This is a genomic window from Streptomyces sp. NPDC048257 (assembly GCF_043201855.1).
Classification (GTDB): Bacteria; Actinomycetota; Actinomycetes; order Streptomycetales; family Streptomycetaceae; genus Streptomyces.
Genome location: NZ_JBICZI010000002.1, coordinates 424,622 through 448,394, shown reverse-complemented (window position 1 = coordinate 448,394; position 23,773 = coordinate 424,622). Strand labels below are relative to the sequence as shown.

23 protein-coding genes are annotated in these 23,773 nt (G+C 71.6%); 13 read left to right on the top strand and 10 right to left on the bottom strand.

Annotated elements, in window-relative coordinates:
• Positions 1–154 precede the first annotated feature (154 nt).
• Positions 155–1,996: an AMP-dependent synthetase/ligase gene (locus ACGFZK_RS06040; RefSeq protein ID WP_393847618.1), complete on the bottom strand. Its 1,842-nt coding sequence runs from the start codon at positions 1,994–1,996 to the stop codon at positions 155–157.
• An 85-nt stretch (positions 1,997–2,081) separates the two neighbouring features.
• Here ACGFZK_RS06040 and ACGFZK_RS06035 point away from each other — a divergent pair, with 85 nt between their 5' ends.
• Both ACGFZK_RS06035 and ACGFZK_RS06030 read left to right on the top strand, forming a co-directional pair.
• Positions 2,082–2,831 (top strand): MerR family transcriptional regulator, encoded by a 750-nt coding sequence (locus ACGFZK_RS06035; RefSeq protein ID WP_393847617.1) that lies wholly within the window; start codon positions 2,082–2,084, stop codon positions 2,829–2,831.
• 31 nt (positions 2,832–2,862) lie between these two features.
• On the top strand, positions 2,863–3,528 hold the full coding sequence (locus tag ACGFZK_RS06030; protein ID WP_393847616.1) for a 1,4-alpha-glucan branching protein: 666 nt from the start codon (positions 2,863–2,865) through the stop codon (positions 3,526–3,528).
• Between the two features lie 52 nt (positions 3,529–3,580).
• On the opposite strand, the gene ACGFZK_RS06025 is transcribed toward ACGFZK_RS06030, so the two are convergent.
• From ACGFZK_RS06025 to ACGFZK_RS06005, 5 genes are read right to left on the bottom strand one after another with little or no spacing between them, the layout of a single operon-like run.
• Positions 3,581–5,752, bottom strand: coding sequence for a 3-hydroxyacyl-CoA dehydrogenase NAD-binding domain-containing protein (locus ACGFZK_RS06025; RefSeq protein ID WP_393847615.1), 2,172 nt, complete (start codon positions 5,750–5,752; stop codon positions 3,581–3,583).
• 50 nt (positions 5,753–5,802) lie between these two features.
• Positions 5,803–7,017 carry an acetyl-CoA C-acetyltransferase gene (locus ACGFZK_RS06020; RefSeq protein ID WP_327265347.1) on the bottom strand — a complete coding sequence of 405 codons (1,215 nt, stop codon included), beginning with the start codon at positions 7,015–7,017 and terminating at the stop codon, positions 5,803–5,805.
• A gap of 48 nt (positions 7,018–7,065) precedes the next feature.
• Complete coding sequence (locus ACGFZK_RS06015; protein WP_393847614.1) at positions 7,066–8,208, bottom strand: acyl-CoA dehydrogenase family protein; 1,143 nt, start codon at positions 8,206–8,208, stop codon at positions 7,066–7,068.
• 10 nt (positions 8,209–8,218) lie between these two features.
• Positions 8,219–9,244: an LLM class F420-dependent oxidoreductase gene (locus ACGFZK_RS06010; protein WP_393847613.1), complete on the bottom strand. Its 1,026-nt coding sequence runs from the start codon at positions 9,242–9,244 to the stop codon at positions 8,219–8,221.
• On the bottom strand, positions 9,244–10,395 hold the full coding sequence (locus ACGFZK_RS06005; protein WP_393847612.1) for a CaiB/BaiF CoA transferase family protein: 1,152 nt from the start codon (positions 10,393–10,395) through the stop codon (positions 9,244–9,246). Before ACGFZK_RS06005 ends, ACGFZK_RS06010 begins: the two co-directional genes overlap by 1 nt.
• Positions 10,396–10,663: 268 nt before the next feature.
• Here ACGFZK_RS06005 and ACGFZK_RS06000 point away from each other — a divergent pair, with 268 nt between their 5' ends.
• Together ACGFZK_RS06000 and ACGFZK_RS05995 are read left to right on the top strand one after the other, a co-directional pair.
• A complete protein-coding gene (locus ACGFZK_RS06000) occupies positions 10,664–12,349 on the top strand; it encodes a hypothetical protein (RefSeq protein WP_393847611.1) in 1,686 nt (561 codons plus the stop codon).
• Between the two features lie 264 nt (positions 12,350–12,613).
• Positions 12,614–13,813 carry a saccharopine dehydrogenase family protein gene (locus tag ACGFZK_RS05995; protein ID WP_393847610.1) on the top strand — a complete coding sequence of 400 codons (1,200 nt, stop codon included), beginning with the start codon at positions 12,614–12,616 and terminating at the stop codon, positions 13,811–13,813.
• A gap of 12 nt (positions 13,814–13,825) precedes the next feature.
• Here the strand turns inward: ACGFZK_RS05995 and ACGFZK_RS05990 are convergent, their stop codons facing one another.
• Positions 13,826–14,503: an endonuclease V gene (locus tag ACGFZK_RS05990; RefSeq protein ID WP_393847609.1), complete on the bottom strand. Its 678-nt coding sequence runs from the start codon at positions 14,501–14,503 to the stop codon at positions 13,826–13,828.
• A gap of 26 nt (positions 14,504–14,529) precedes the next feature.
• Here ACGFZK_RS05990 and ACGFZK_RS05985 point away from each other — a divergent pair, with 26 nt between their 5' ends.
• Positions 14,530–14,829: a YciI family protein gene (locus ACGFZK_RS05985; RefSeq protein WP_393847608.1), complete on the top strand. Its 300-nt coding sequence runs from the start codon at positions 14,530–14,532 to the stop codon at positions 14,827–14,829.
• 174 nt (positions 14,830–15,003) lie between these two features.
• Positions 15,004–15,507, top strand: coding sequence for a GNAT family N-acetyltransferase (locus ACGFZK_RS05980; RefSeq protein WP_393847607.1), 504 nt, complete (start codon positions 15,004–15,006; stop codon positions 15,505–15,507).
• On the opposite strand, the gene ACGFZK_RS05975 is transcribed toward ACGFZK_RS05980, so the two are convergent.
• Both ACGFZK_RS05975 and ACGFZK_RS05970 read right to left on the bottom strand, forming a co-directional pair.
• A complete protein-coding gene (locus ACGFZK_RS05975; protein WP_393847606.1) occupies positions 15,508–16,605 on the bottom strand; it encodes a WD40/YVTN/BNR-like repeat-containing protein in 1,098 nt (365 codons plus the stop codon).
• 113 nt (positions 16,606–16,718) lie between these two features.
• Positions 16,719–16,850, bottom strand: a complete 132-nt coding sequence (locus tag ACGFZK_RS05970; RefSeq protein ID WP_393847605.1) for a hypothetical protein — start codon at positions 16,848–16,850, stop codon at positions 16,719–16,721.
• Between the two features lie 365 nt (positions 16,851–17,215).
• Here ACGFZK_RS05970 and ACGFZK_RS05965 point away from each other — a divergent pair, with 365 nt between their 5' ends.
• The 7 genes from ACGFZK_RS05965 to ACGFZK_RS05935 all read left to right on the top strand — a co-directional run bounded on the left by ACGFZK_RS05965 (position 17,216) and on the right by ACGFZK_RS05935 (position 23,442).
• Positions 17,216–17,632 carry an SsgA family sporulation/cell division regulator gene (locus ACGFZK_RS05965; RefSeq protein WP_393847604.1) on the top strand — a complete coding sequence of 139 codons (417 nt, stop codon included), beginning with the start codon at positions 17,216–17,218 and terminating at the stop codon, positions 17,630–17,632.
• A 177-nt stretch (positions 17,633–17,809) separates the two neighbouring features.
• Complete coding sequence (locus tag ACGFZK_RS05960; RefSeq protein WP_393847603.1) at positions 17,810–19,453, top strand: ABC-F family ATP-binding cassette domain-containing protein; 1,644 nt, start codon at positions 17,810–17,812, stop codon at positions 19,451–19,453.
• Positions 19,454–19,774: 321 nt separating this feature from the next.
• A complete protein-coding gene (locus ACGFZK_RS05955; protein ID WP_393847602.1) occupies positions 19,775–20,746 on the top strand; it encodes an acyl-ACP desaturase in 972 nt (323 codons plus the stop codon).
• A 72-nt stretch (positions 20,747–20,818) separates the two neighbouring features.
• On the top strand, positions 20,819–21,121 hold the full coding sequence (locus tag ACGFZK_RS05950; RefSeq protein WP_393847601.1) for a hypothetical protein: 303 nt from the start codon (positions 20,819–20,821) through the stop codon (positions 21,119–21,121).
• A complete protein-coding gene (locus ACGFZK_RS05945; protein ID WP_393847600.1) occupies positions 21,114–22,247 on the top strand; it encodes a hypothetical protein in 1,134 nt (377 codons plus the stop codon). Before ACGFZK_RS05950 ends, ACGFZK_RS05945 begins: the two co-directional genes overlap by 8 nt.
• Complete coding sequence (locus tag ACGFZK_RS05940) at positions 22,244–22,864, top strand: hypothetical protein (RefSeq protein ID WP_393847599.1); 621 nt, start codon at positions 22,244–22,246, stop codon at positions 22,862–22,864. Before ACGFZK_RS05945 ends, ACGFZK_RS05940 begins: the two co-directional genes overlap by 4 nt.
• Positions 22,861–23,442 (top strand): hypothetical protein, encoded by a 582-nt coding sequence (locus ACGFZK_RS05935; protein WP_393847598.1) that lies wholly within the window; start codon positions 22,861–22,863, stop codon positions 23,440–23,442. Before ACGFZK_RS05940 ends, ACGFZK_RS05935 begins: the two co-directional genes overlap by 4 nt.
• On the opposite strand, the gene ACGFZK_RS05930 is transcribed toward ACGFZK_RS05935, so the two are convergent.
• Positions 23,443–23,694 (bottom strand): WhiB family transcriptional regulator, encoded by a 252-nt coding sequence (locus ACGFZK_RS05930; protein WP_393847597.1) that lies wholly within the window; start codon positions 23,692–23,694, stop codon positions 23,443–23,445. It lies immediately after the preceding gene.
• Positions 23,695–23,773: the final 79 nt, after the last annotated feature.

Here is a 23,773-nt window from a genome sequence, read left to right as displayed (position 1 = left end):
CGACCGACGAACGAGGAGGCATCGCGTCCACACCGCCCCGCCGCCGTGCAGCGCCGGCAAGAAAGAGACCCCGCCCCTGCCTACGCCTGAGCACGGTCGCCGCGGCCCCGGTGCGGTGAACGGGTCCGCGCTCACCGCACCGGGGCCCTTCGGCTCACGCGGGCTCGTACGGCTCCTCGTACAGGCCGTCGATCAGTGCGCCGTACTTGTCGCGGACCACCCGGCGGCGCAGCTTCAGCGAAGGCGTGAGCTCCCCGGTCTCGGGGCCCCACTCCTCCGTCAGCAGCCGGTACCTCTTGATCTGCTCGGTCCGGTTGAGCCGGGCGTTGGCCGCCTCCACCGCGCGGGCGATCTCCTCCCGCACGGCGGGGTGCCCGGCGAGCTCAGCCGGCGAGGTGGCCTCGATGCCCCGGCCGGCGGCCCAGACCGGGGCCAGCTCCGGGTCCAGGACCAGCAGGGCGACGAGGTAGGAGCGGCCGTCGCCGTGCACCAGGGCCTGGCCGATCAGCGGGTGCTCCTTGACCGTGTTCTCCACCAGGGCCGGCGAGACGTTCTTGCCGTTCGAGGTGATGATCAGTTCCTTCTTGCGGTCGGTCAGCCAGAGGAAGCCGTCCTCGTCGACGCGGCCGATGTCCCCCGTCGGGAACCAGCCCCCGGCGTCGGAGGCGCTCTCCACCGAGCCGTCGGGCCGCAGGTAGCCGCCGAAGACGGTCTCCCCCCGGGTGAGGATCTCCCCGTCCTCGGCCAGTCTCAGCTCCAGCCCCTCGATCGGGCGGCCCACCGAGCCGAGCCGGAAGCCGTCCGGACTGTTGACCGTGCACACGCCCGAGGTCTCGGTGAGCCCCCAGGCGTCCATGATGGTGATGCCCCAGCCGGCCCAGAAGCGGACCACGTCGATCGGCATCGGAGCGGTGGCGCTGGCCGTCCACACCAGCCGGTCCAGGCCCGCCAGCCGCAGCAGCGGGCCCAGCACCTGCTCCCTGGCCCCGGCGTACGAGGCTTCGAGCGCGGCCGGTATCTCCTCGCCGCGCTCGCGGTGACCGGCCCGGGCGCGGGCCAGGTCGTTCGCGGCCTCGATGGCCGCGCGCTGCGCCTCGGGAAGCTGCGCGAGGACCGTGCGCACCGAGGCGGCGAGCTTCTCCCACACCCGGGGCACGCCGAAGAACTGCACCGGATGCAGCTCGCGGACCGCCCCGGACACGGCGGCGGGGTCGGCGCACAGCCGTACGTGCGCGGCCCGCAGCAGGGGCAGGTAGATGCCGAGGACCCGCTCGGCGATGTGGGCGAAGGGCAGGTAGCAGATGTGCTCGGCGTGCTCGGGCAGTTCCGTGTGCCGGTCGAGGCGGATCGACTGGAGCATGAGGTTGCGGTGGGTCAGCCGCACGCCCTTCGGGTCACCGGTGGTGCCGGAGGTGTAGACGACGGTCAGCGGGTCCTCGGGTCGGGTCTCCTGCCAGGCCTTCTCGAAGGCGTCGGCGCGGTGCAGCCGGGCGCCGCCGGAGTAGAGGGAGCCGTACGTGGAGTGCCCTCCGGCCTCGGCGGCCTCGGCCACGACGAGACGCTCCAGGGGCACATCGCCGTCGGCCAGCAGCGGCTCCCACCGCGCGAGTTCGCGGGCGCCCTCGACGACGGCGACGCGGGCCCGGCTGTGGCGGGCGATGTGGGCGATCTGCTCGGGCGCGGAGGTTCCGTACACGGTGACGGGCACGGCGCCGAGATGGACGAGGGCGAGGTCGCTGAGCCAGTGCTCGGGGCGGTTGCCCATCATCATCAGCACGTGCTCGCCGCGCCCGACGCCGAGGGCGGCGTACCCGGCGGCGAGGACGGCGACCTTGCGGCGCACCTCGCTCCAGGTGAGGGTCGTCCACTCGGCGGCGTCGGGGCCGGTCCGCCACGAGAGGGCGGGGAGGTCCCCGTGCTCGGCGGCGTTGCGGGCGAGCAGCGCCGGCACGGTGATCTCGTCGGGCCGTCCGGGCAGTCGCAGGTTCGTGGTCATGGGCAGCTCCTGGCCGTTTCACATCGTTGGTGCGACAGCAATACTGTTGAACCCAAGCTGTGGAGCAGAGAGCGAGGCGCAGACGATGGCCGACCAGGCACCCGAGCCGATGCTCACCGTCGACGAGCTGGCGGCCAGGGCGGGCGTCACCGTGCGCACCGTTCGTTTCTACAGCACCCGCGGGCTTTTGCCCCCTCCCGTGATCGGCCCTCGTCGGGTGGGGCACTACGGGCCGGAACACCTGTCCCGGCTGGCCCTGATCGAGGAGCTGCAGCACCAGGGCATGACCCTGTCCGCCATCGAGCGCTACCTGGACGCGCTGCCCGACGACCTGAGCGTGCACGACCTGGCGATCCACCGGGCGATGGTGGCGAGTTGGGCTCCGGACGCGGCCCAGGAGGTGTCGCGGGAGGAGCTGGAGAAGCGGGCGGGGCGGAGCCTGTCGGACACCGACGTCCGGCGGCTGACGGCGATGAACGTGCTCGCCGCCTCGGGGGACGGGTTCCGGGTGGACGTGGGGCTGCTGCGGCTGGGGGTCGCGCTGCTGGACGTGCCGATCGCGCACGAGACGATCCTGGCGGCGCGCAGGGTGCTGATGGAACACACCCGGTCGGCGGCACATGAGCTGACGGCGCTGTTCCGGGACGAGGTGTGGGGGCCGTTCACGGAGGGCGAGAGCGATCCGGAGCGGGTGGAGTCGATGAAGGCGCTGTCGGCGCACATGCAGCCGATGGTGGTCCAGGCGCTGGTGACGGCCTTCCAGCGGTCGCTGCGGGAGGAGCTGCGGGCGGCGTTCGTCTCGGAGCCCGAGCCGGACGGGGAAACGACGCGCTGACCCTCGGGCGGACGGGGTAGTTTCCTGGATCATGGCAGTCATCCACCACACCACCATGTCGCCCGGCAAGCTGGAACTCCTCGCCGACTGGCTTCCGTCCCGCCCCTGGTACGGGGGTGGCTCGGGTGGCCCCCAGCTCGCCAAGGCCGGTGGTTTCCGGCTCGACGACCCCGAGGGTGAGGTGGGCATCGAGGTCATGGTGGTCACCGACACCCGCGGGGGCGCTCCGGTGACCTACCTGGTCCCGCTCACCTACCGCGGAGCACCGCTGAAGGGGGCGGAGGCCGGCCTGATCGGCACGTCCGAGCACGGTGTGCTGGGCCGTCGCTGGATCTACGACGGGACCCACGACCCGGTCCTGGTCGAGCGGCTGCTGGCGGGCCGTACGACGGCCCAGGACCAGAACACGAGCGACGCCCCCGACCCGACGGTCGAGGTCCGCACCGCGGCGGCCGGGGTACCGGCGGGGCTGACGGGCCCCGGGGCCGTCACCGAGACGGCCGAAGCGACCCTCGTCACGGTGGGCCCGGCCGGGCGGGAACGCCCGCTGTCGGCCCTGACCGTGTGCCGGGTGCTGCGTCCCGGGACCGCCCCCGCCGGGGACGCCGTACGGGGACGGCTGCTGGCCGGCTGGTCCGCCCCGGACGGCGCCCGGCAGCACGGGGTGTTCGCCCACCTGGCCGACTTCGACGACTGAAAGGGGCGCCCCGGGCCCGCTCGCACGCGGGCCCGGGGCGGGGCGGGCGTGCTCAGTCCGCGTAGGTCTCGCCGCGCTCGGCCTTCGCGATCAGCGAGGCGGGCGGGGTGAAACGCTCGCCGTACTGCGCCGCCAGCTCGCGGGCACGGGCCACGAAGCCGGGCAGGCCGCCCTCGTAGCCGTTGACGTACTGGATCACGCCGCCCGTCCAGGCCGGGAAGCCGATGCCCATGATGGAGCCGATGTTGGCGTCGGCGATCGAGGTGAGGACGCCCTCGTCGAGGCAGCGGACGGTGTCCAGGGCCTCGGAGAAGAGCATCCGCTCCTTCATGTCCTCGAACGGGATCTCGTACCCCGGCTTGGTGAAGTGCTCGCGCAGGCCCGGCCAGATGCCGGCGCGCTTGCCGCTCTCGTCGTACGCGTAGAAGCCGGCCCCGCCGCTGCGCCCCGGGCGCTCGAACTCGTCGACCATGCGGTCGATGACCGCGTCGGCCGGGTGCTCGGCCCAGGTCCTGCCCTCGGCCTCGAAGGCCTTGCGGGTCTCGTTGCGGATCTTGCGGGGCAGGGTCAGGGTCAGCTCGTCCATCAGGGAGAGCACCTTCGCCGGGTAGCCGGCCTGCGCCGCGGCCTGCTCGATCGAGGCGGGCTCGATGCCCTCGCCGACCATCGCCACGCCCTCGTTGATGAACTGGCCGATGACGCGCGAGGTGAAGAAGCCGCGCGAGTCGTTGACCACGATCGGGGTCTTGTTGATCTGGCGGACCAGGTCGAAGGCGCGGGCGATGGCCTCCTCGCCGGTCTGCTCCCCCTTGATGATCTCCACCAGCGGCATCTTGTCCACGGGTGAGAAGAAGTGCAGTCCGATGAAGTCGACCGGCCGCGAAACCCCTTGCGCCAGGCCCGTGATGGGCAGCGTGGAGGTGTTCGAGCAGAGCAGCGCGTCCGGCTCGATGACGTCCTGGATCTCCTGGAACACCTTGTGCTTGAGGGTGGTGTCCTCGAAGACGGCCTCGATGACGGCGTCGCAGCCCGCGAGGTCGGCCGCGTCGGCGGTCGGGGTGATCCGGGCGAGCAGTTCGGCGCGCTTGGCCTCGGTGGTCCGGCCCCGGGAGAGCGCCTTGTCGAGCAGCTTCTCGGAGTACGCCTTGCCCTTGGCGGCGGCCTCGGCGGTGACGTCCTTCAGCACCACCTCGATGCCGGCGCGGGCGCAGGAGTACGCGATGCCCGCGCCCATCATGCCGGCGCCGAGGACGGCGACCTTGCGGACCTTGCGGGGTGCGATGCCCTGCGGGCGGCTGCGGCCGGCGTTGACGGCCTGGAGGTCGAAGAAGAACGCCTGGATCATGTTCTTGGCGGTCTGCCCGGTGACCAGCTCGGTGAAGTAGCGGGCCTCGATGGTCAGCGCGGTCTCGAAGTCCACCTGGGAGCCCTCGACGGCGCAGGCCAGGATGTTGCGCGGGGCCGGGTACGGGGCCCCGTTCAGCTGCTTCTTCAGGTTGGCCGGGAAGGCCGGGAGGTTGGCGGCGAACTTGGGGTTCGACGGCGTGCCGCCCGGGATGCGGTAGCCGGGGACGTCCCAGGGCTGCTTCGACTCGGGGTTGGCGTCGATGAAGGCGCGGGCCTTGGCCAGCATCTCCTCTGGCGTGGCGGCCAGTTCGTGCACGAGGCCGTTGTCCAGGGCGCGCTGCGGGGTGTACTGGGTCCCCTGCAGCAGCACCTTGAGCAGCGCGTCGGCGATGCCCATCAGGCGCACGGTACGGGTGACACCGCCACCGGCGGGGAGCAGGCCGAGGGTGACCTCGGGCAGGCCGATCTTGGAGCCGGGCGCGTCGAGGGCGACGCGGTGGTGGGAGGCGAGGCAGATCTCGTAACCGCCGCCCAGGGCCGCGCCGTTGATGGCGGCGACGACGGGCTTGCCGAGGGTCTCGATCCGGCGCAGGGAGCGCTTGATCTCGGTGCCGGTGTCGAAGGCGATCTGCGCGTGCTCCGGGCGGAGCCGGATCATGTCCTTGAGGTCGCCGCCCGCGAAGAAGGTCTTCTTGGCGGAGGTGAAGATGATGCCCCGGATGGAGTCCTTCTCGGCCTCGGCGCGGTCGGCGATCGCCGCGATGGAGTCCTTGAAGGCCTGGTTCATCGTGTTGGCGGACTGGTTGGGGTCGTCGAGGATCAGGGTGACGACGCCGGTCTCGTCCTGTTCCCAGCGGATCGTGGTGGACTCGCTCATGGTCACTGCTTTCGTGTCGGAAGGTCCGGAGGGCGGGGGACAGGGCCGGATCAGAGGCGTTCGACGATGGTGGCGACGCCCATGCCGCCGCCGACGCAGAGGGTGACGAGCCCGTAGCGCTTGTCCTGGCGCTCCAGCTCGTCGACGATCGTGCCGAGGATCATCGCGCCGGTGGCGCCGAGCGGGTGGCCCAGCGCGATGGCGCCGCCGTTGACGTTGACCTTGTCGAGGGACAGGCCCATGTCCTTGACGAAGCGCAGGACGACGCCCGCGAAGGCCTCGTTGATCTCGACGAGGTCGATGTCGTCGATGGTCAGGCCGGCCTTGGCGAGGGCCTTGCGGGTGGCCGGGGCGGGGCCGGTGAGCATGATGGTGGGCTCGGAGCCGGAGACGGCGGCCGAGACGATCCGGGCGCGGGGCGTCAGGCCGTTTCGCTCCCCCGCCTCGCGGGAGCCGATCGCGACGAGCGAGGCGCCGTCGACGATGCCGGAGGAGTTGCCCGCGTGGTGGACGTGGTCGATCTTCTCGACCCAGTGGTACTTCTGCAGCGCGACGGCGTCGAAGCCGCCGAGCTCACCGATGTCCGCGAAGGACGGCTTCAGCTTGGCGAGGGTGTCGGCGGTCGTGCCGGGCCGGACGAACTCGTCGTGGTCCAGGACGATCAGGCCGTTGCGGTCGGTGACCGGGACCACGGACTTCGCGAAGCGGCCGTCCTTGATGGCCGCGGCGGCACGCTCCTGCGACAGGGCCGCGTACTCGTCCACGTCGCGCCGGGAGAAGCCCTCGATGGTGGCGATCAGGTCGGCGCCGATGCCCTGCGGGACGAAGCCGGTGTCCCAGTTGGTCATCGGATCGGCGAACCAGGCACCGCCGTCGGAGGCCATCGGGACGCGGGACATGGACTCCACGCCGCCGGCGAGGACGAGGTCCTCCCAGCCGGAGCGGACCTTCGCGGCTGCCAGGTTGACGGCCTCCAGGCCCGAGGCGCAGAAGCGGTTCTCCTGTACGCCGGCCACGGTGTCCGGGAGCCCGGCGGCGATGGCCGCGATACGGGCGATGTCGGATCCCTGGTCGCCGACCGGGCCGACGACGCCGAGCACGATGTCATCGATGGTGGCGGGGTCGAGGCCGGGGTTGCGCTCGCGCAGGGCGTGGATGAGTCCGACGACCAGGTCGATCGGCTTGGTGCCGTGGAGGGCGCCATTTGCCTTGCCGCGGCCGCGCGGGGTGCGGATCGCGTCGTATACGTAAGCTTCGGTGCTCACTGGTCAAGCCTTTCGAAAGGGTGCTGGCGGGAGGGTTTCCAGGGAGGTTCAGCCGAGGAGGGAGCGGCCGATGATCTCCTTCATGATCTCGGTCGTGCCGCCGTAGATGGTCTGGATGCGGCCGTCGGTGAAGGCGCGCGCGACCCGGTATTCGGTCATGTATCCGTATCCGCCGTGGAGTTGCAGGCAGCGGTCGGCGACGCGCTTCTGCAGCTCGGTGGCCCACCACTTGGCCATCGAGGCGTGCACGTGGTCCAGCTCGCCGTTCGCGTGGTCCGTGATGCACCGGTCGAGGAAGGTCCGGGTGACGGCGACCTCGGTGGCCATCTCCGCGATCTCGAAGCGGATGTGCTGCAGCTTGGCCAGCGGCCGGCCGAAGGCCTCCCGCTCCTTGACGTACCGGGTGGTGATCTCCAGCAGGTGCTCGGCGGCGGCGATGCCGGCCATGGCGATGCCCATCCGCTCCTGCGCGAGATTGGTCATCAGGTGGACGAAGGCGCCGTTCAGCTCGCCGAGCAGGTTCTCCTTCGGGACCCGTACGTCGTTGAAGAACAGCTCGGCGGTGTCCTGGGACTTCTGGCCGATCTTGTCGAGGTTGCGCCCGCGCTCGAAGCCCTCCGCGCCGCGCTCGACGACCAGCAGCGACAGACCGTGCGCCCCGCCTTCGGGGGTGGTCCTGGCGACCACGATCACCAGGTCGGCGAGGATGCCGTTGGAGATGAAGGTCTTGGATCCGTTCAGCACCCAGTGGTCGCCGCGGTCCTCGGCGGTGGTCCGGATCCCCTGGAGGTCGGAGCCCGCGCCCGGTTCGGTCATGGCGATGGCGGTGATGGTCTCCCCGGAGCAGAAGCCGGGCAGCCAGCGGCGCTTCTGCTCTTGGGTGGCGAGCGAGGTCAGGTACGGCCCGATGATGTCGTTGTGCAGGCCTATGGCCAGCCCCGGGGCGCCCGCGCGGGTGAACTCCTCGGCGATCACGGCGGCGTAGCGGAAGTCGGTGTTCCCGCCGCCGCCGTACTCCTCCGGCACGGCGAGGCCCAGCAGTCCCTGCCGGCCCGCGGCGCGCCAGGCCTCGCGGCTGACGATGCCGTCCTTCTCCCACTGCTCGTAGTGCGGCAGCACCTCCTTGGCGAGGAAGGTGCGTACGGTCTCGCGGAACGCCTCGTGGTCGGCGTCGAAGATCTGGCGTTTCATCGTCGGCTCCTCAAAGCCAGTTCTTGACGGTTTCGATCAACTTGGCCGGTTCGGGGCCGACCGGCGTGACGTTGAGCATGGTGACGCCCGCCTCGCGGAAGGCCTCGACGCGCTCGCGTACGTAGCCCTCGGGCCCGCACAGCGTCATCAGCTCGACGAACTCGTCCGGGACGGCGGCCGCGGCGTCGCGCTTGTGTCCGGAGAGGTACAGCTCCTGGATCCGGCGGGCCTCCTCCCCGTAGCCGTAGGCGACGGCGAGGTCGTTGTAGAAGTTCTTGCCGACCGCGCCCATGCCGCCGACGTACAGGGCGATCTGCGGGCGCGCGAGGTCCCGTACGGCCGCCGCGTCCGGGCCGATGGCGAGCAGGCCGCCCGCGACGGTCTGCAGCGGGCCGAGCTCCGGCGACCGCGCGGCCGTCCCCTCGGCGAGCGGGCCGCCCCACACCGCGGCGGCTTTCTCCGGGATGAAGAGCGTGGGCAGCCAGCCGTCCGCGATCTCGGCGGTCATCCGCACGTTGGCCGGGCCGAGCGAGGCGATGTAGACCGGGATCCCGGAACGGACCGGCCGGGTCAGGATCTTCAGCGGCTTGCCGTGCCGGCCGCCCTTCTCCGGCGGCAGCGGCATGTCGGTGATGCCGTGGTGGTCGATCGTCTCGCGGCGCCAGATCCGCCGGCACAGCTCGACGGTCTCGCGGGTCCGGCCGAGCGGCTTGTCGTACGGCTTGCCGTGCCAGCCCTCGACGACCTGCGGGCCGGAGGCACCGAGGCCGAGCAGCGCCCGGCCGCCCGAGAGCGCGTCCAGGCCGGCGGCGGTCTGGGCGATGAGGCCGGGGGTGCGCGAGTAGACGTTGAGGATGGCCGAGCCGATCTTCAGCCGCTCGGTGCGGGCGGCGAGGTAGCCCATGATCGTCGGGGAGTCGAAACCCCAGGCCTCCGCCACCCAGACCGCGTCGAGCCCGGCCGACTCCAGCGACGCGGCCGCGTCGGCGGCCCGGCGCGGGTCCCCGGCGTAGTCGAGCATCATGGACAGTTCCATCAACGCTCCTTCCCGAGCAGGGCGGGTACGTCCCAGTCGGCCGCCACCGACTCCGCGTGCGCACCCGGCTGCGCCGGGCCGCCGGTGACGGCGCCAGGTGTCGCCGAGAACCGTGGCGCGGGCGCGGGCTGGACGATCCCGCCGAAGTCGGTGAAGGTCCCGCGGGCGGCGAGGTGCGGGTGGCCCGGGGCCTCGCGCAGCGAGAGCACGGGCGCCACGCAGGCGTCGCTCCCCTCGAAGACGGCCGTCCACTCGGCGCGCGTACGGGTCCTGAAGCGGGCGGCGACGGCCTCCCGCAGTTCGCCCCAGCGGGCGAGGTCCTTGCGGGCCGGGGCCTGGTCCTTGATGCCGAGGAGCTCCACGAAGGTGTCGTAGAACTGCTGCTCCAGCGCGCCGACCGCCATGTACTTGCCGTCGGAGGTCTCGTAGGTGCCGTAGAAGGGGCAGCCGCCGTCGAGGAGGTTGGCCCCGCGGCGGTCCTGCCAGCCGCCCGCCGCCATCATTCCGTGGATCATGGCGGTGAGGTGGGCGGTGCCGTCGACGATGGCCGCGTCGACCACCTGGCCGGCGCCGGTGGCGCGGGCGTGGTGGAGGGCGGCGAGGACGCCGATCACGAGGTAGAGCGAGCCGCCCGCGTAGTCCCCGACCAGGTTGGCGGGGACGGCCGGCGGCTCTCCCGGGTTGCCGATCATGCCGAGGGCGCCGGTGACGGCGATGTACGCGATGTCGTGCCCGGCGGTCTCGGCGAGCGGGCCCTCCTGGCCCCAGCCGGTCATCCGGCCGTAGACGAGCTTCGGATTGCGGGCGTGGCACTCGGCCGGTCCGACCCCGAGCCGTTCGGCGACGCCGGGGCGGAACCCCTCGACGAGTACGTCGGCCCGTGCGACGAGGTCCAGGACGCGGGCGGGCCCGTCGGCGGCCTTGAGGTCGATCAGGACGGACCGTTTGCTGCGGTTGGTGATGTCATAGGCGGGATCGACAGCGAGCCCGCCACCGCCCGGCCGGTCCACCCGTACGACGTCCGCGCCCAGGTCGGCGAGGAGCATGGCGGCGAACGGTCCGGGGCCGATGCCCGCCAGTTCGACGACGCGCACTCCGGCGAGCGGGCCGGGCCCGCTCGCCTCCCGGTTCCCGTTCCCTGTCACTGCCATCGGGCCCCCAGCGGCTCTGGTGTGCATGGTGTGCGTGGTGTGCGGCTGTGTGACACAACTGATGTAACACCAGTGATGCTAGGAACGTGTCCCACCGAACACAAGCCCCCGGGCGGTGCGCCCACGGATGGACGGGCCCAGGAATGTTTGGCTCCGCAGAGGGCGGGCCAATTGGAAGGGCCACCCCCCTGATCAACCGCTCCGAGGCTATGTACTCTGAACACGCTTTCGAAGCTGATCAAACGTTCAAGCAGAAAATGGGGGGCCGGTGCGCAACCGCCGACTCGTAGTTTCCGTCGCCGCCATCGCGGCAGGCGTTGGTCTCATCCCGGGCGTGGCCCAGGCCGACCCGGCCAAGCCGGACGCCCGTGGCGCATCCACTCCCGACCTGGACCTCGGCCTGGGGAAGGCCGCCGAGTCCAAGATCAAGGGCCACACCTTCACCAGCCCTGCGGAGCGCACGGTCCGCAAGGCGCTGCCGTCCGCCAAGACGGGCGCGTCCGGTGCCCCGTCCGCGCAGTCCGCCGCCGACAACCCCAACCTCGCGGTCGAGCTCAACGGCTACGGCATGACGGCCCACAGCATCGAACTGCAGTCGATCCTCACGAGCGCGAACACCTCGCTCGAGGTCAGCATCGCGTGGGGCGACGGGAAGACCGACGTGGTCTCCGCGTACGGCTCCCAGACGGTGACGAACTCGCACACCTACGCCGAGGTCGGCGCCTACACGGTCAAGGTCACCGTGAAGGACGTCACGAACGGCGTGTCGGCCGTCAACGAGCTCGCGATCGTCACGCCGGGCTCCGACTTCACCCCGTACACCCCGACCCGTCTGCTGGACACCCGCTTCGGGACCGGCGTGACGCAGGGCAAGGTCGGCCCGGGCGCCTCGACCCGGGTGAAGGTCGGCGGCAACGGCAAGATCCCCGCCGGGGTCACCGCCGTGGTCCTCAACGTCACCGTCACCAACACCACCGACAGTGGCTTCATCACCGCCTTCCCCGAGGGCAGCGAGCGTCCGACCACGTCGAACGTCAACCACAAGGCCGGCCAGACCGTCCCGAACCTGGTCATCGTGCCGGTCGGCAAGAACGGTTACGTGGAGCTGTCCAACCGCGGCTGGCAGTCGGTCGACCTGATCGCCGACGTCACCGGCTACTTCACCCACACCGCCTCCAGCGGTTACACCCCGGTCGACCCGACCCGCTTCGTCGACACCCGTGAGGGCCTCGGCACCGCCAAGCGCAAGCTGGGCGGACAGTCGACCTTCGCTACCCAGATCAGCGGCCTGCGCGGCGTGCCCCAGGGCATCACCGCCGTGGCGCTCAACGTGACGGTCACCAACCCGCAGGGCGCCGGCCACCTGACCGTCTACCCGACCAGCGGGTCGATCCCGACCACGTCCAACCTGAACTTCAACGCCGGCCAGACGATCGCCAACTCGGTGATCGTGCCCGTCTCCGCCGACGGCAAGATCAGTGTGTTCAACGGCGCCTGGTCCCCGACCGACGTCGTCGTCGACGTGGTCGGCTACTACAGCAAGGACAGCCAGAGCGCCTTCCTGCCGCTCACGCCGGAGCGTGTCTTCGACACCCGTGAGCCCAGCGACCCGGTCTACGGTCCGCTGTGGGGCGACAGCTACATCTACCTGCCGATCTCGCACAGCAACCGCAGCATCACGGGCTGGGTGTTCAACTCCACGGTCACGAACACGAACGGCAGCGGGTACCTCACGGTCACCCCGGACCCGAACTCGCGGGACGACTACATCAACGGGTCGGAGATCTGGCCGACGCCGCCGAACTCCTCCAACCTGAACTGGACGAAGGGCGACACCGTCCCGAACCTGGTCCAGGCGAGCACCGGCAACAACGGCATCATCGACTTCTGGAACCGCGGCTGGGACGACATCGACCTCGTCGTCGACCTCTTCGGTCTCTACCAGAAGGGTTGATCCCCCGGCCACCGGAAGGTGGCAGGGGACCCTCGCAGCGCCCCGGGTACGGTCATCAGGCCGCACCCGGGGCGCTGTTCCCGCATACGGGCCGAATCGGGCCGCCGGACCGGTGCGCCGCACCCGCTCGCCCGAACCATCGCCCCAGCCCTACCCCTCGCCCCACCCCTCGCACGACCTCGCACGACCTCGCACGAGCCGATCGCACTGGCGGTCGAGAATCACGCTAGCCTCGGCCACCCGAACCTCCTGGGAGGAGCGCTCATGAACGCAACTGTCCCGCACGACCGGCCGGAACGGGCCTACGACGTCGTGCTCTTCGGAGCCACCGGCTTCGTGGGCGCGCTCACCGCCGAGTACCTCGCCGCGCACGCGCCCGCCGGCTGCCGGTGGGCCCTCGCCGGCCGGGACACCGCGAAGCTGGAGCGGCTGCGCGAACGGCTGGCCTCGATCGACCCGGCCTGTGCGGGGCTGCCGCTGCTGCGGGCCGACGCCCGGGACGCGGCGGCCGTGCGCGAACTGGCCGCGTCCACTCGGGTGCTGGCCACGACCGTGGGTCCGTACATCTGGTACGGGGCGGAGCTCGTGGCCGCCTGCGCCGAGGCGGGTACCGACTACGTCGACCTCACCGGCGAGCCGGAGTTCGTGGACCGCATGTACGTCGAGCACGACGCGCGGGCCCGGGAGACCGGGGCGCGGATCGTGCACGCCTGCGGCTTCGACTCGATCCCGGCCGACCTCGGGGCGTACTTCACGGTCCGGCAGCTGCCGCAGGGGGTCCCGCTGACGGTCGACGGGTTCATGCGGTCCAACGCCCTGTTCTCCGGCGGCACCCTGGCCTCCGCGCTGACCGCGCTCAGCCGCGGCCCCCAGACCCTGGCGGCCGCGCACGCCCGCCGGCTGCACGAGCCGCGCCTGCTCGGGCGGCGGGCACGGGGTCCGGTGGGGGCGCCGCGGTTCAGCCGGGAGACCGGCACCTGGGCGATGCCGCTGCCCTCGCTGGACCCGCGGATCGTGGCCCGGTCGGCGGCCGCACTGGAGCGGTACGGACCGGACTTCCGCTACCGGCACTACGCCTCCGTCAAGCACCTGCCCGTCGCGGTGGGCGGTACGGCGGCGCTGGGCGCGACGGTGGCCCTGGCCCAGGTGCCGCCGGCCCGGCGGTGGCTGATGAACCGCTGGGAGCCGGGGCAGGGGCCGGACGCGGAACGCCGCGCGCGCAGCTGGTTCACCGTGCGGTTCGTGGGCGAGGGCGGTGGCCGCCGCGTGTTCACCGAGGTGGCGGGCGGGGACCCCGGCTACGGCGAGACGGCGAAGATGCTGGCCGAGTCCGCGCTCTGCCTGGCCCACGACGCCCTGCCGGAGGTGGCCGGGCAGCTGACGACGGCCGTGGCGATGGGCGACGCCCTGATCGCCCGCCTCCAGAAGGCGGGGATCACCTTCCGGGTGGCGGACGCCCGCTGAGGGGCGGGGGCTTCAGGAGGCCTCCCGCAGCGCCCTGCGGCACAGGGAATCGGCGTGGCGGGTGGTCTCGGGGATCCGGAAGCGGGGGCTCAGGGCCAGGGCGTGCGCGCAGGCGTTGTCCAGCGAGACCCGGTGCCCGGCGGAGACGTAGACCGGCTTGATCCCGTCCTGCGTGCGCAGCGCCCGCCCGACCTCGGCCCCGTCGGCCGCGAGCAGCGCGGCCGCGTCGCCCCGCCGGGCGCCCGGTTCCTCGTAGGTGAAGGCGAACGGGTTCTTCGCGACGCCGATGGCCGGGAGCCCGGTGACCACACCGAGGTGGCAGGCGAGGCCGAAGCCGCGGGGATGGGCGAGGCCGTAGCCGTCGCAGACGACGAGACCGGGCTCGGTCCTCAGGGCGTCGAGGGCGGCGAGTACGGTCGGCAGCTCGCGGAAGGCGAGCAGTCCGGGCACGTACGGGAAGCTGACGCGCCCGACGGCGGTGGCCTCCTCGACGACCTCCAGGGTGGCGGCGTCGAGCACCACGGCCGCTGCGGCCACCAGGTCGTGCGCGTCGTCGTAGGCGACGTCCACTCCCGCGACCAGGCCGCGGCCAGGTGGGGGGCCGGGCTCGGTGAGCACGACCTGATGGCGTAGTTCGTCCTGTATCGCCCGGGCCTCGGCCTCGTCGGCGGGGGTCTTCGCACTCGTCATGATGGTGCGAGGGTAGCCTGGCGATCATGTTCGTCATGGAGCTCACCTACACCGCCCCCGTCGAATCCGTCGAGGAGCAGATGGACGCCCACATCGCCTGGCTGGACGGCCACTACGCCGCCGGCGTCTTCCTCGCGTCGGGACGGAAGGTCCCGCGCGACGGCGGTGTGATCCTGGCCGGCGGGGTGTCCCGGGCCGAGATCGAGCGGATCGCGGCCGAGGACCCCTTCACGGTGGCGGGTGTCTGCGAGTACACCATCACCGAGTTCATCGCCACGAAGACCTCGGCGGACCTGTCGACGGTGCGGGAGAACCCGGTGGTCTAGGCGGTCTCTTCCGGATCTTGCCGGGGCTGATCAGGGAGCGGTGCCTGGTGGGTGCGAGCGTGCGAGCGTGCCCGGTGACGCCGGCCCGGCCCGATCGGCACGAGATCCCTCAGGGGCGGCGCGAACCGTCCCGGTGACCCACCCGCTCGACCACCCCTGCCCGTCGGAGTGTTCATGCAGCCCCGCCCCGCCGTCCCCGCCGACGTCCCCGAGCTGATACGCCTGCGCGCTGTCGCCCTCGACGCCCTCGGGGTCGACCCGGGGCCCGCCGACGCCGCCTGGCGACAGGTCGCGCGCGCCTGGTTCCTCGAACGCATCGGCGAACGCCCCGACGTGCACTGCCTGGTCGTCGGCGGGGCACCCGGCGAACGGCTGCTCGCCACCGGCATGGCCTGGGTCACCTACCACCTGCCCGGTCCGCGGTGGACCGACGGCCGCCGCGGCTACCTCGACGGGATCGTCACCGACACGGCAGCCCGCGGGCGCGGCCACGGCCGGCGGATCGTCGACGCCCTGGTCGCCTGGCTCGACGGCATCGGCATCCACTACGTCCAGCTGCACGCCAGCCCCGACGGCGAACCCGTCTACCGGGCCGCGGGCTTCACCACCGGCCGCTACCCGGGCATGGACCTTGTCACCACCCCGGCGCCCCCGGACGCGGCTGCTTCCCCCGGCTGATCAGCGCCGCCCTTCCAGCCGCGCCACCCGTCCCTTCTCCCCCGCCGCCCAGCAGCCCGTGTCCGCGGCGCAGTCCACCGTGTCGAACGACCCCGCCTCCAGGGACCGCCAGCCGCGGCCCCCGTCCGTGGTCACGTCCGTGCCCGTGGGTCCCACCGCGAGGGCCGTCCCCGCGCTGTACGGGAACCAGGCCGCGCCCGAGCGGTAGTCCGGCGGCGGCGCCGCGGACTGGCGCCAGGTGCGTCCCCCGTCGGCGGACACGGCTGCGGCCTGCGGGGACGCCTGCCCGGTGCGGTAGTCACCGCCGACCGCGAGTCCCCTCGTACGGTCCCGGAAGGCGAGGGCGAAGACCCCGCGTGCCGGATCGCCCGCAGGGACGGTGGATTCGGCGACCCGCCAGGTCCGGCCGCGGTCCGCGGAGTGCAGGACCCGGGCGCTGGCCCCGCCGCCGGTGGCCAGCCAGACGTCGTGCGGTCCGGCGCTGACCAGGCACTGGCCGCTCGCGGCGAAGCCCGCCTCGCCCGGCAGGGCCTCGGGCATACCGGCGTTGGGCAGTACCCGCCAGTTCCGCCCGCCGTCGTCCGTGGACAGGATGCGGAACTTCCCGTCCACGGGATCGCTCATCGCCAGGCCGTGCCGGGCGTCGAAGAAGGTGAGGCAGTCGTAGAAGGCGCGCGGGTCGGGGTTGCGGAAGGTCTCGGTCCAGGTGGCTCCGCCGTCCTCGGTGCGCAGCACTCTGGAGGCTTCGCCCTCCCCGATGGACAGGGCCACCGCGTGCCGTGCGTCGAAGGCCTCGATGTCGCGCAATTCCAGGCCCTCCGCGACCGCGCCGGGCGGCGAAACGTCACGCCAGCTGCGGCCGCCGTCCACCGTGCGCAGCACGGTCCCCTTGGAACCGGCCACCCAGGCCGTGCTCCGGCCGACGGCCGCGAGTCCGCGGAAGCGTACGTCCTTCCCGGTCTCCTTCAGCGCCCAGCCGGCGCCGTGTAAGTCCTGCGCCACCGGGGCCGGGTCCGCATCGGCCTGGGCGGGGGCGGCCGACACCCCCACGACCAAAGCCGCCGCGCACATGCCGATTCCGAGTTCCAGAAGTCTCATGGCGCCGGAAGCTAACGCACCCCCGATGCGCCGTCCAGAGCGCCTCCCGGCCGCCGCGGGGGCCACCGCGCCCGGCCACCGCGACCGCCCTCGCGCCCGCCCTCGCCTTGGTGTCACGGGCTCGCGGCGCGGTGGGTGACGCCGCCGTCGAGGACGGTGAGCAGCACGGGCAGGCCGGGCAGTTCGGTGGCCGCCACGGCGAGCGGGTCGTCGGCGAGGACCGTCAGGTCGGCGCGGTGGCCCACGGCGATCCGGACCGCCGCTCCGTCAGCGTCCTCTTCGACGGAGCCGTCGCCCCGACCCTGTACGGCCCGCGCGTCTGCGCCGCCCTCTGCGCGTTCCTGAGGGTCCGGATGCGGCTCCTTAGGCCTGTGGAGTGATCGGTAACCAGCCCTTCTCAGAGGCTCCCCGGCCCCGCCGCGGACCGGGGGCCGCCTTCGGGCACACCTCCCCCCTCGGTCACTCTGTGCGATCACACAGAGTGGTTCCAGCCAATCGGTGACACAGCTCACGCAACGGCCCATGCACGGATTTGCCGATTCCGGCGTCTATCGGGTTGCCGGGCTCCACCCCAGAGTCCGGCAGCAGATCCGCCGCAAGGGAGTGAGCCTTGATCACTGTCATCGAGCAGGCCGCACAGGCCCGTCTGGTCGCCGTCGCGCCGAAGGTCGAGACCGTTCCCGTCACCCTCTGCTACGACCGGGCGGATCCCTTCGCCGTGCGCATGGCCTTCCCCGCCCCGGCCACGCTGGAGGGCGTCGAGGTCTCGTGGACCTTCTCGCGCGAGCTGCTGGAGTCCGGGCTGGACCGCCCGTCGGGCTGGGGCGACGTACGCGTACGCCCGTACGACGGCGACCGGACCACCATCGAGTTCCACGCGACGGAGGGCGTCGCCATCGTGCTGATGCTGACGGCCGAGCTGCACCGCTTCCTGGAACGGGCCGCGGCCCTGGTGCCGCCCGGACTCGAACACCTCTACCTGGACATGGACCACAGCCTGGCCGAGCTGATGCGCGACACCTGCTGAGTAATTCGTTTGCGGGCGGCTCCGGCCGCCCGTAGCTTCGAAGACGCCCCATCGCCGTCGAAACGGAGCAGGACATTGCTCGTCTGAGGTTCGAGACACCGACCACCGCCGCCTTCGGCTGACCCGTCGGCTGTCTCCCCGCGTTGCACGCACCACTCACGCAACCTGGAGGCCTCCATGAGCCATGCCCCTGCATTCATCACCTGCTCCGCCCTGTCCTTCGACTGGCCCGACGGCACTCCCGTCTTCGACGGGTTCCAACTCGCCGTAGGTCCCGGCCGCACCGGCCTGATCGGCCTCAACGGCTGTGGGAAATCCACCCTGCTGAAGCTGATCGCCGGCGAACTGACCCCGACCGAGGGGCAGTCCTCCGTCGCCGGCTCCGTCGGTTACCTCCCGCAGAACGTCACCCTCGACACCGCGCTGCGCGTGGACGAGGCGCTCGGCATCCACACCACCCGCGCCGCCCTCCACGCCATCGAGGCGGGCGAGGCCACCGAGGCGAACTTCGCCGCCGTCGGCGACGACTGGGACGTGGAGGAGCGGGCCCTGGCCACGCTCAACCAGCTCGGTCTCGCCCGGATCGGCCTGGACCGCACCGTCGGCGAACTGTCGGGGGGCGAGTCCGTACTGCTGCGGCTGGCCGCCCTGTTGCTCGCCCGCCCCGACGTCCTGCTGCTGGACGAGCCGACCAACAACCTGGACCTGCGGGCCCGGGGCCGCCTGTACGCGGCGGTCGAGTCCTGGTCGGGGGTGCTGCTCCTGGTCAGCCACGACCGGGAGCTGCTGGAGCGGGTCGATCAGATCGCCGATCTGCGCGACGGCGAAGTCCGATGGTACGGAGGGAACTTCACGGACTACGAGGAGATGCTCGCCGCCGAGCAGGAGTCGGCCGAACGGATGGTCCGGGTCGCGGAGGCCGACGTACAGCGGCAGAAGCGCGAACTGGCCGACGCGCAGGTCAAACTGGCGCGGCGCAAGCGGTACGGGCAGAAGATGTACGACACCAAGCGCGAACCGAAGATCGTGATGGGCGCGCGCAAGCGCGCCGCCCAGGAGTCGGCGGGCAAGCACCGGATCATGCACACCGAGAAGCTGGCACAGGCGAAGGAACGCCTGGACCACGCGGTGGACGCGGTGCGCGACGACGACGAGATCCGGATCGAGCTGCCGGCCACCCAGGTCCCGCCGGGCCGGCGCGTGCTGACCCTGAGCAATCTGCACCCGGCCCACGGGGCCTCCGTACCGGGCGAGTGGGAACTGCGCGGACCGGAGCGGATCGCCCTGGTGGGGCGCAACGGCTCGGGCAAGACCACGCTGCTGCGCACCATCGCGGGACAGCTCCCGCCGGTGTCCGGCGAGGTGGTCGCGCACGTGACGACGCGGTTCCTGCCGCAGCGCCTCGACGTGCTGGACGAGAGCCGTTCGGTGGTGGAGAACGTGGCGCGGTTCGCCCCGCAGGCCACCAACAACCTGATCCGGGCCCGGCTCGCGCACTTCCTCTTCCGGGGCGCCCGGGCGGACCGCCCGGCCGGCACCCTGTCGGGCGGCGAACGCTTCCGCGCGACACTGGCGGCCCTGCTGCTGGCGGAGCCCGCCCCGCAGCTGCTCATGCTGGACGAGCCGACGAACAACCTGGACCTGTCGAGCGTGCGGCAGCTGACGGACGCGCTGGAGTCGTACGAGGGCGCGCTCGTGGTGGCGAGCCACGACGTGCCGTTCCTGGAGTCGATCGGCATCACCCGCTGGCTCCTGCTGGACGGCGACCTCCGGCCGACCACGGCCGAGGAGGTCCGCGAGGAGCAGTGGTCCGGCGAGTGAGACGCGACCCCCCGGGGCGGCGGCGCGCACCGCGCCGCCCCTGGCGGTGACCGCCCGGCCACCGGGCGCGCAGCGTCCCGCACGCGGCCGCCGCGGGGAAGCGGAATCAATCTCAGAGGTCAAAAAAAGAATCTGCAGACCACCTGTCGGCGTGATTTTGACCCTTCAGGGGCCCCTCAGACCACTCATAAACTGCACAGATAACTGGATGTAACTGGACATACACCCACCCGGGGGTTGGCTCGTCTTGATGTCGCGCTTAACCTACGACTCCGTAGGCTACGGAACCGTAGGTAATTCGCTTTGCACCCAGGAGTACCCGTGACGATCACCTCTCCCCACCTCGGCAGCTCGGAGGCGTGGACCGACGCCAAGCTGCTGTACGCGCTGGAAGAGGTGGTCGAAAAGGAGCTCAACCGCCACCTGAAGGTCACCAAGGACTGGATGCCCCACGAGTACGTCCCGTGGAGCGAGGGCCGGAACTTCCCGGGCTTCTTCGAGGACGGCGAGGCCTGGGACCCGGAGCAGTCCAAGGTCACCGACATCGGCAAGATCGCGCTGGTCGTGAACCTGCTGACCGAGGACAACCTCCCCAGCTACCACCACGAGATCGCCTCGCTCTTCGGCCGCAACGGCGCCTGGGGAACCTGGGTGCACCGCTGGACCGCCGAGGAGGGCCGCCACGGCATCGTGATGCGCGACTACCTGCTGGCCTCGCGCGCCGTGGACCCGGACAAGCTGGAAGCGTTCCGCATGCAGCACATGTCGGAGGGGTTCGAGTCCGACAACCGCCACTCCATGCTGCACTCGGTGGCGTACGTGGCCTTCCAGGAGCTCGCGACCCGCATCTCGCACCGCAACACCGGCCACCAGTCCGGTGACCCGGTCTGCGACCGCATGCTGGCCCGCATCGCGCAGGACGAGAACCTGCACATGGTCTTCTACCGCAACCTGCTCGGCGCGGCCTTCGAGCTCGCCCCGGACCTCACCATGCAGGCCGTGCGGGACGTCGTCGTCAACTTCCGGATGCCCGGACACGGCATGCCCGGCTTCGAGCGGATGGCCGCCCAGATGGCGATCGGCGGGGTCTACAACCTGCGGATCCACCACGACGACGTGCTGAGCCCCGTGATCCGCTTCCTCAAGATCATGGACATCGACGGCCTCGGTCCCGAGGGCCAGAAGGCCCAGGAGGAGCTCGGTCTGTTCATGAACGGCCTGGACTCCGAGGCCCGGAAGTTCGACGAGAAGCTGGCCGCCCGCGCGGCGCGCCTCGCCGCCCGCAAGGGCTGACCGATTTCCGCTCGCTCGGGCGAGTGATGCCGATTGCCCTGGCAGAGCCGTGCTCTGCCAGGGTTTCGCGTCATGACCTCGCTCCAGGTGGACATCGACCAGCTGACCCGTCTGACGCGCGCCCTGGACTCCTCGCTGCGCTCCCTGCGGGAAGCCCGCCGCGCGCTGGACCACGTAAGGCCCGACCAGCTGGGCACGGCCGATCTCGACGCGGCGTGTGACGGCTTCCAGGAGCGCTGGGCCTACGGCACGCGGGAGCTGACCAAACGCGTCAAGGACGTACGGGAGGGCGTGGACCGCAGCGCCTCGGAGTACGCGGAGCTGGACCGGGCCATCCGCGCGGCCTTCCTCCGGGCGGCGGCAGGCCGTGACTGACCACGCGGCGCTGGGCTTCGACCCGGCCCCCGGAAATCCGCCCGCGGTGCTGGCGCTGGCCAAGAAGCTCAGCGGCTCGGCCGCCTCCCTCGGGGAGGCCTCCCGGGTGGTGAAGGACCTGGTCTCCCACAGCTCGGCCTGGCAGGGCGAGGCCGCGACCGCCTTCCGCGCCTCCCTCTCGCAGGACCTCCCCCGCTATCTCGGCTCGGCCCACACCTCCCTCGCGGAGGCGGCCCGCCGGCTCACGGGGTGGCACGACACCCTGGTCGCCCACCGCGCACTGGCCGCCAGGTACGAGTCCCAGGCCGCGGCGGCCAAGACGGAGGAAGCCCTCTCCGACGCCCGCCGCCTGGCCCACGAACTCGCCGCCGAACACAGCGCGGCGGCCCGCCGGGTGGCCAAGTCCCTGAACGCGGCGACGGACCGCCTGGCCCCGAAGGAACCGGGTCTGCTGGCCTCCATCTGGAACAAGATCGTCGACGATCCGGCGGACGCGATGTCGAACGCGTCGGCCATGTTGGGTTTCGTCGGCGCCTTGGTAGCACTCGCCTGTCCGCCCGCGGGGCTCGCGATCATGCTCGTCGGGAGCGGCCTGTCTTTGGCCGCCCTGGCGATGCACACTTCTGACCCGAAGTTCCGCAAGTCACTCAGCGACGGCTTCACCAAGGGCCAGTTCGACGCGGACTTCTGGAAGAGCGGCGTGACCCTCCTGGGAGACACCGTCGGTGCGGTCCCGGGCGTGGCAGCGGTCGCCACCGGGGCCAAAGCCGGCACGGCGGCCGCCCGCGCGGCGATGGCGGCCGCCCCGGAGGGCAGCGCCGTGGTGGGGCTCGCCCCCGGGGCCACCGCGTTCAGGCAGTCGGCATGGAGCACCTCCGACGACCTGCGGCAGCTGGACAGCCCCCTCACCGGGTGGGCGATGCGGTCCTCGTCTCAGGACGCCAGAGAACGGGTGGGCGTGGCGGTGGCAGGTACCGGTGCAGTGACCGCCGGCCTCGACTACACCACGGACAACGAAACAGCCGAACACGGCTCGACAGCCCTGGACGGCACCCGCGGGGTCCTGGACGACGCACCCTCGGCCATCCGGAAGTCGGGCCACGTCTGGTCGGTGCTGCGGCCATGACCCAGCAGAGCATTGCCCCTCCGGTGTGGTTCCGCCTACCTCCGGGTTTCCATGACATCGGCCCAGGCGACAGAGCATCCTTGGACGCGTTCGCCGAGGCCCTGAGGAGTCTCGCTGCTCAACGAGAGCTGTCCCGGCTCATGGACGGACTTGAGGAACTGGCGGGGCACGACGTCGTACACACCGCGTTCGGATTTCACCCCGAGGAGCCCGTCGGCGTCACGACCTCGTTGTTCTCCCTGACCGTCCGGAAGGTCGAGCAGCCCAACCCCCGTCTCGCCGTGGCCCGGACGGCTCTGGCCATCGCCCGCTCCCCACTGTGGGCCAGCACCGACCGGCGGTTCGTCGATCTGCCGTCGACCCTGCCGTGCTGCCTGGTCACCGGGGTCCTTTCGGTGCCCGACGTAGAACATCGTCTGTTTCAGGCCAGAGTTGCGACGGCGCATCCCGATGGACTCCACTTACTCGTCCTCGACCTGACCAGCGCATCCACCCAACACGCCGACGCCTACTCCGACATTCTCGAAGCGGTCGCCCACACGCTCTGCTTCTCCGACCCCGATCCAGGTGCGCCGACGGCTGCCGGGACCTCACGCATCCTGGAGGTACTCCTTTGAGCGTCACGCTCACCAAGGCGGCCTGGGACCACCCTCCGACTGTGGTCGGCTACAAGCGGCTGGTCGTCCGCCGCTTCAACTGGGTTCTCAGCCTCGGCGGTCCTCCGCTGGCCGCCATGGCCTGCATCGGCCGCATCCCCCATGCGACCAGCGCCTTCGCCCTCTTGACCATGCTCGCAGCGCCACTCTTCCCCTGGGTGGTCGTCGCCTACTTCCGCCGACGCCGCGTCGCCGCCGTGCTCCAGGCCTATCCCTGGCGCGAATGGGCGTGCAGGCACCAGCGCAGAGTGAATGGCAGCCCTGCAACCGTCGCCATCCCGTTCCGGGAGGACTTCACGGCCATGTTCCGGATCATCCCGTTCCCTGTCCCGCTCGCGACGCTGGAGGACGACCACCCGGACCGGATCTGGTTCGCAGGAGACCCCCGCTTCGGTGGGGTTGTGTCTCCTGTCGGGGGGCATTACCCCGTGCGCGTCGTGCCCCACACACCGCGCCGGGAGGAATGCGGTGGCGAGGGGTTCGAGCTCGCGCGGCGCGTGGGGCTGGTGCGTGGCAGTGGGAAGGCGACGCGCACCTGATCAGCGGCGGCGGGAGCGCAGGGCGTGGCGCTCGGCCTCCGAGAGGCCGCCCCAGACTCCGAAGCGCTCGTCATTGGCCAGGGCGTACTCCAGGCACGCAGCCCGCCCCTCGCACGCCCCGCACAGCCGCTTCGCATCGCGCAGCGAGGAACCGGGCTCCGGGAAGAAGAAGCCGGGGCCCGTCTGGGCGCACAGGGCGAGGTCGTACCAAGCGGTGTCAGTGGCTGCGGTGGTGGTGGTATTCATCGACATGCCGGAGATACTGACCGCCGCGGATGGACGTCCGATCAACGACTGATCAACACCCCGCCACGCACTCCGTCCGACTGCC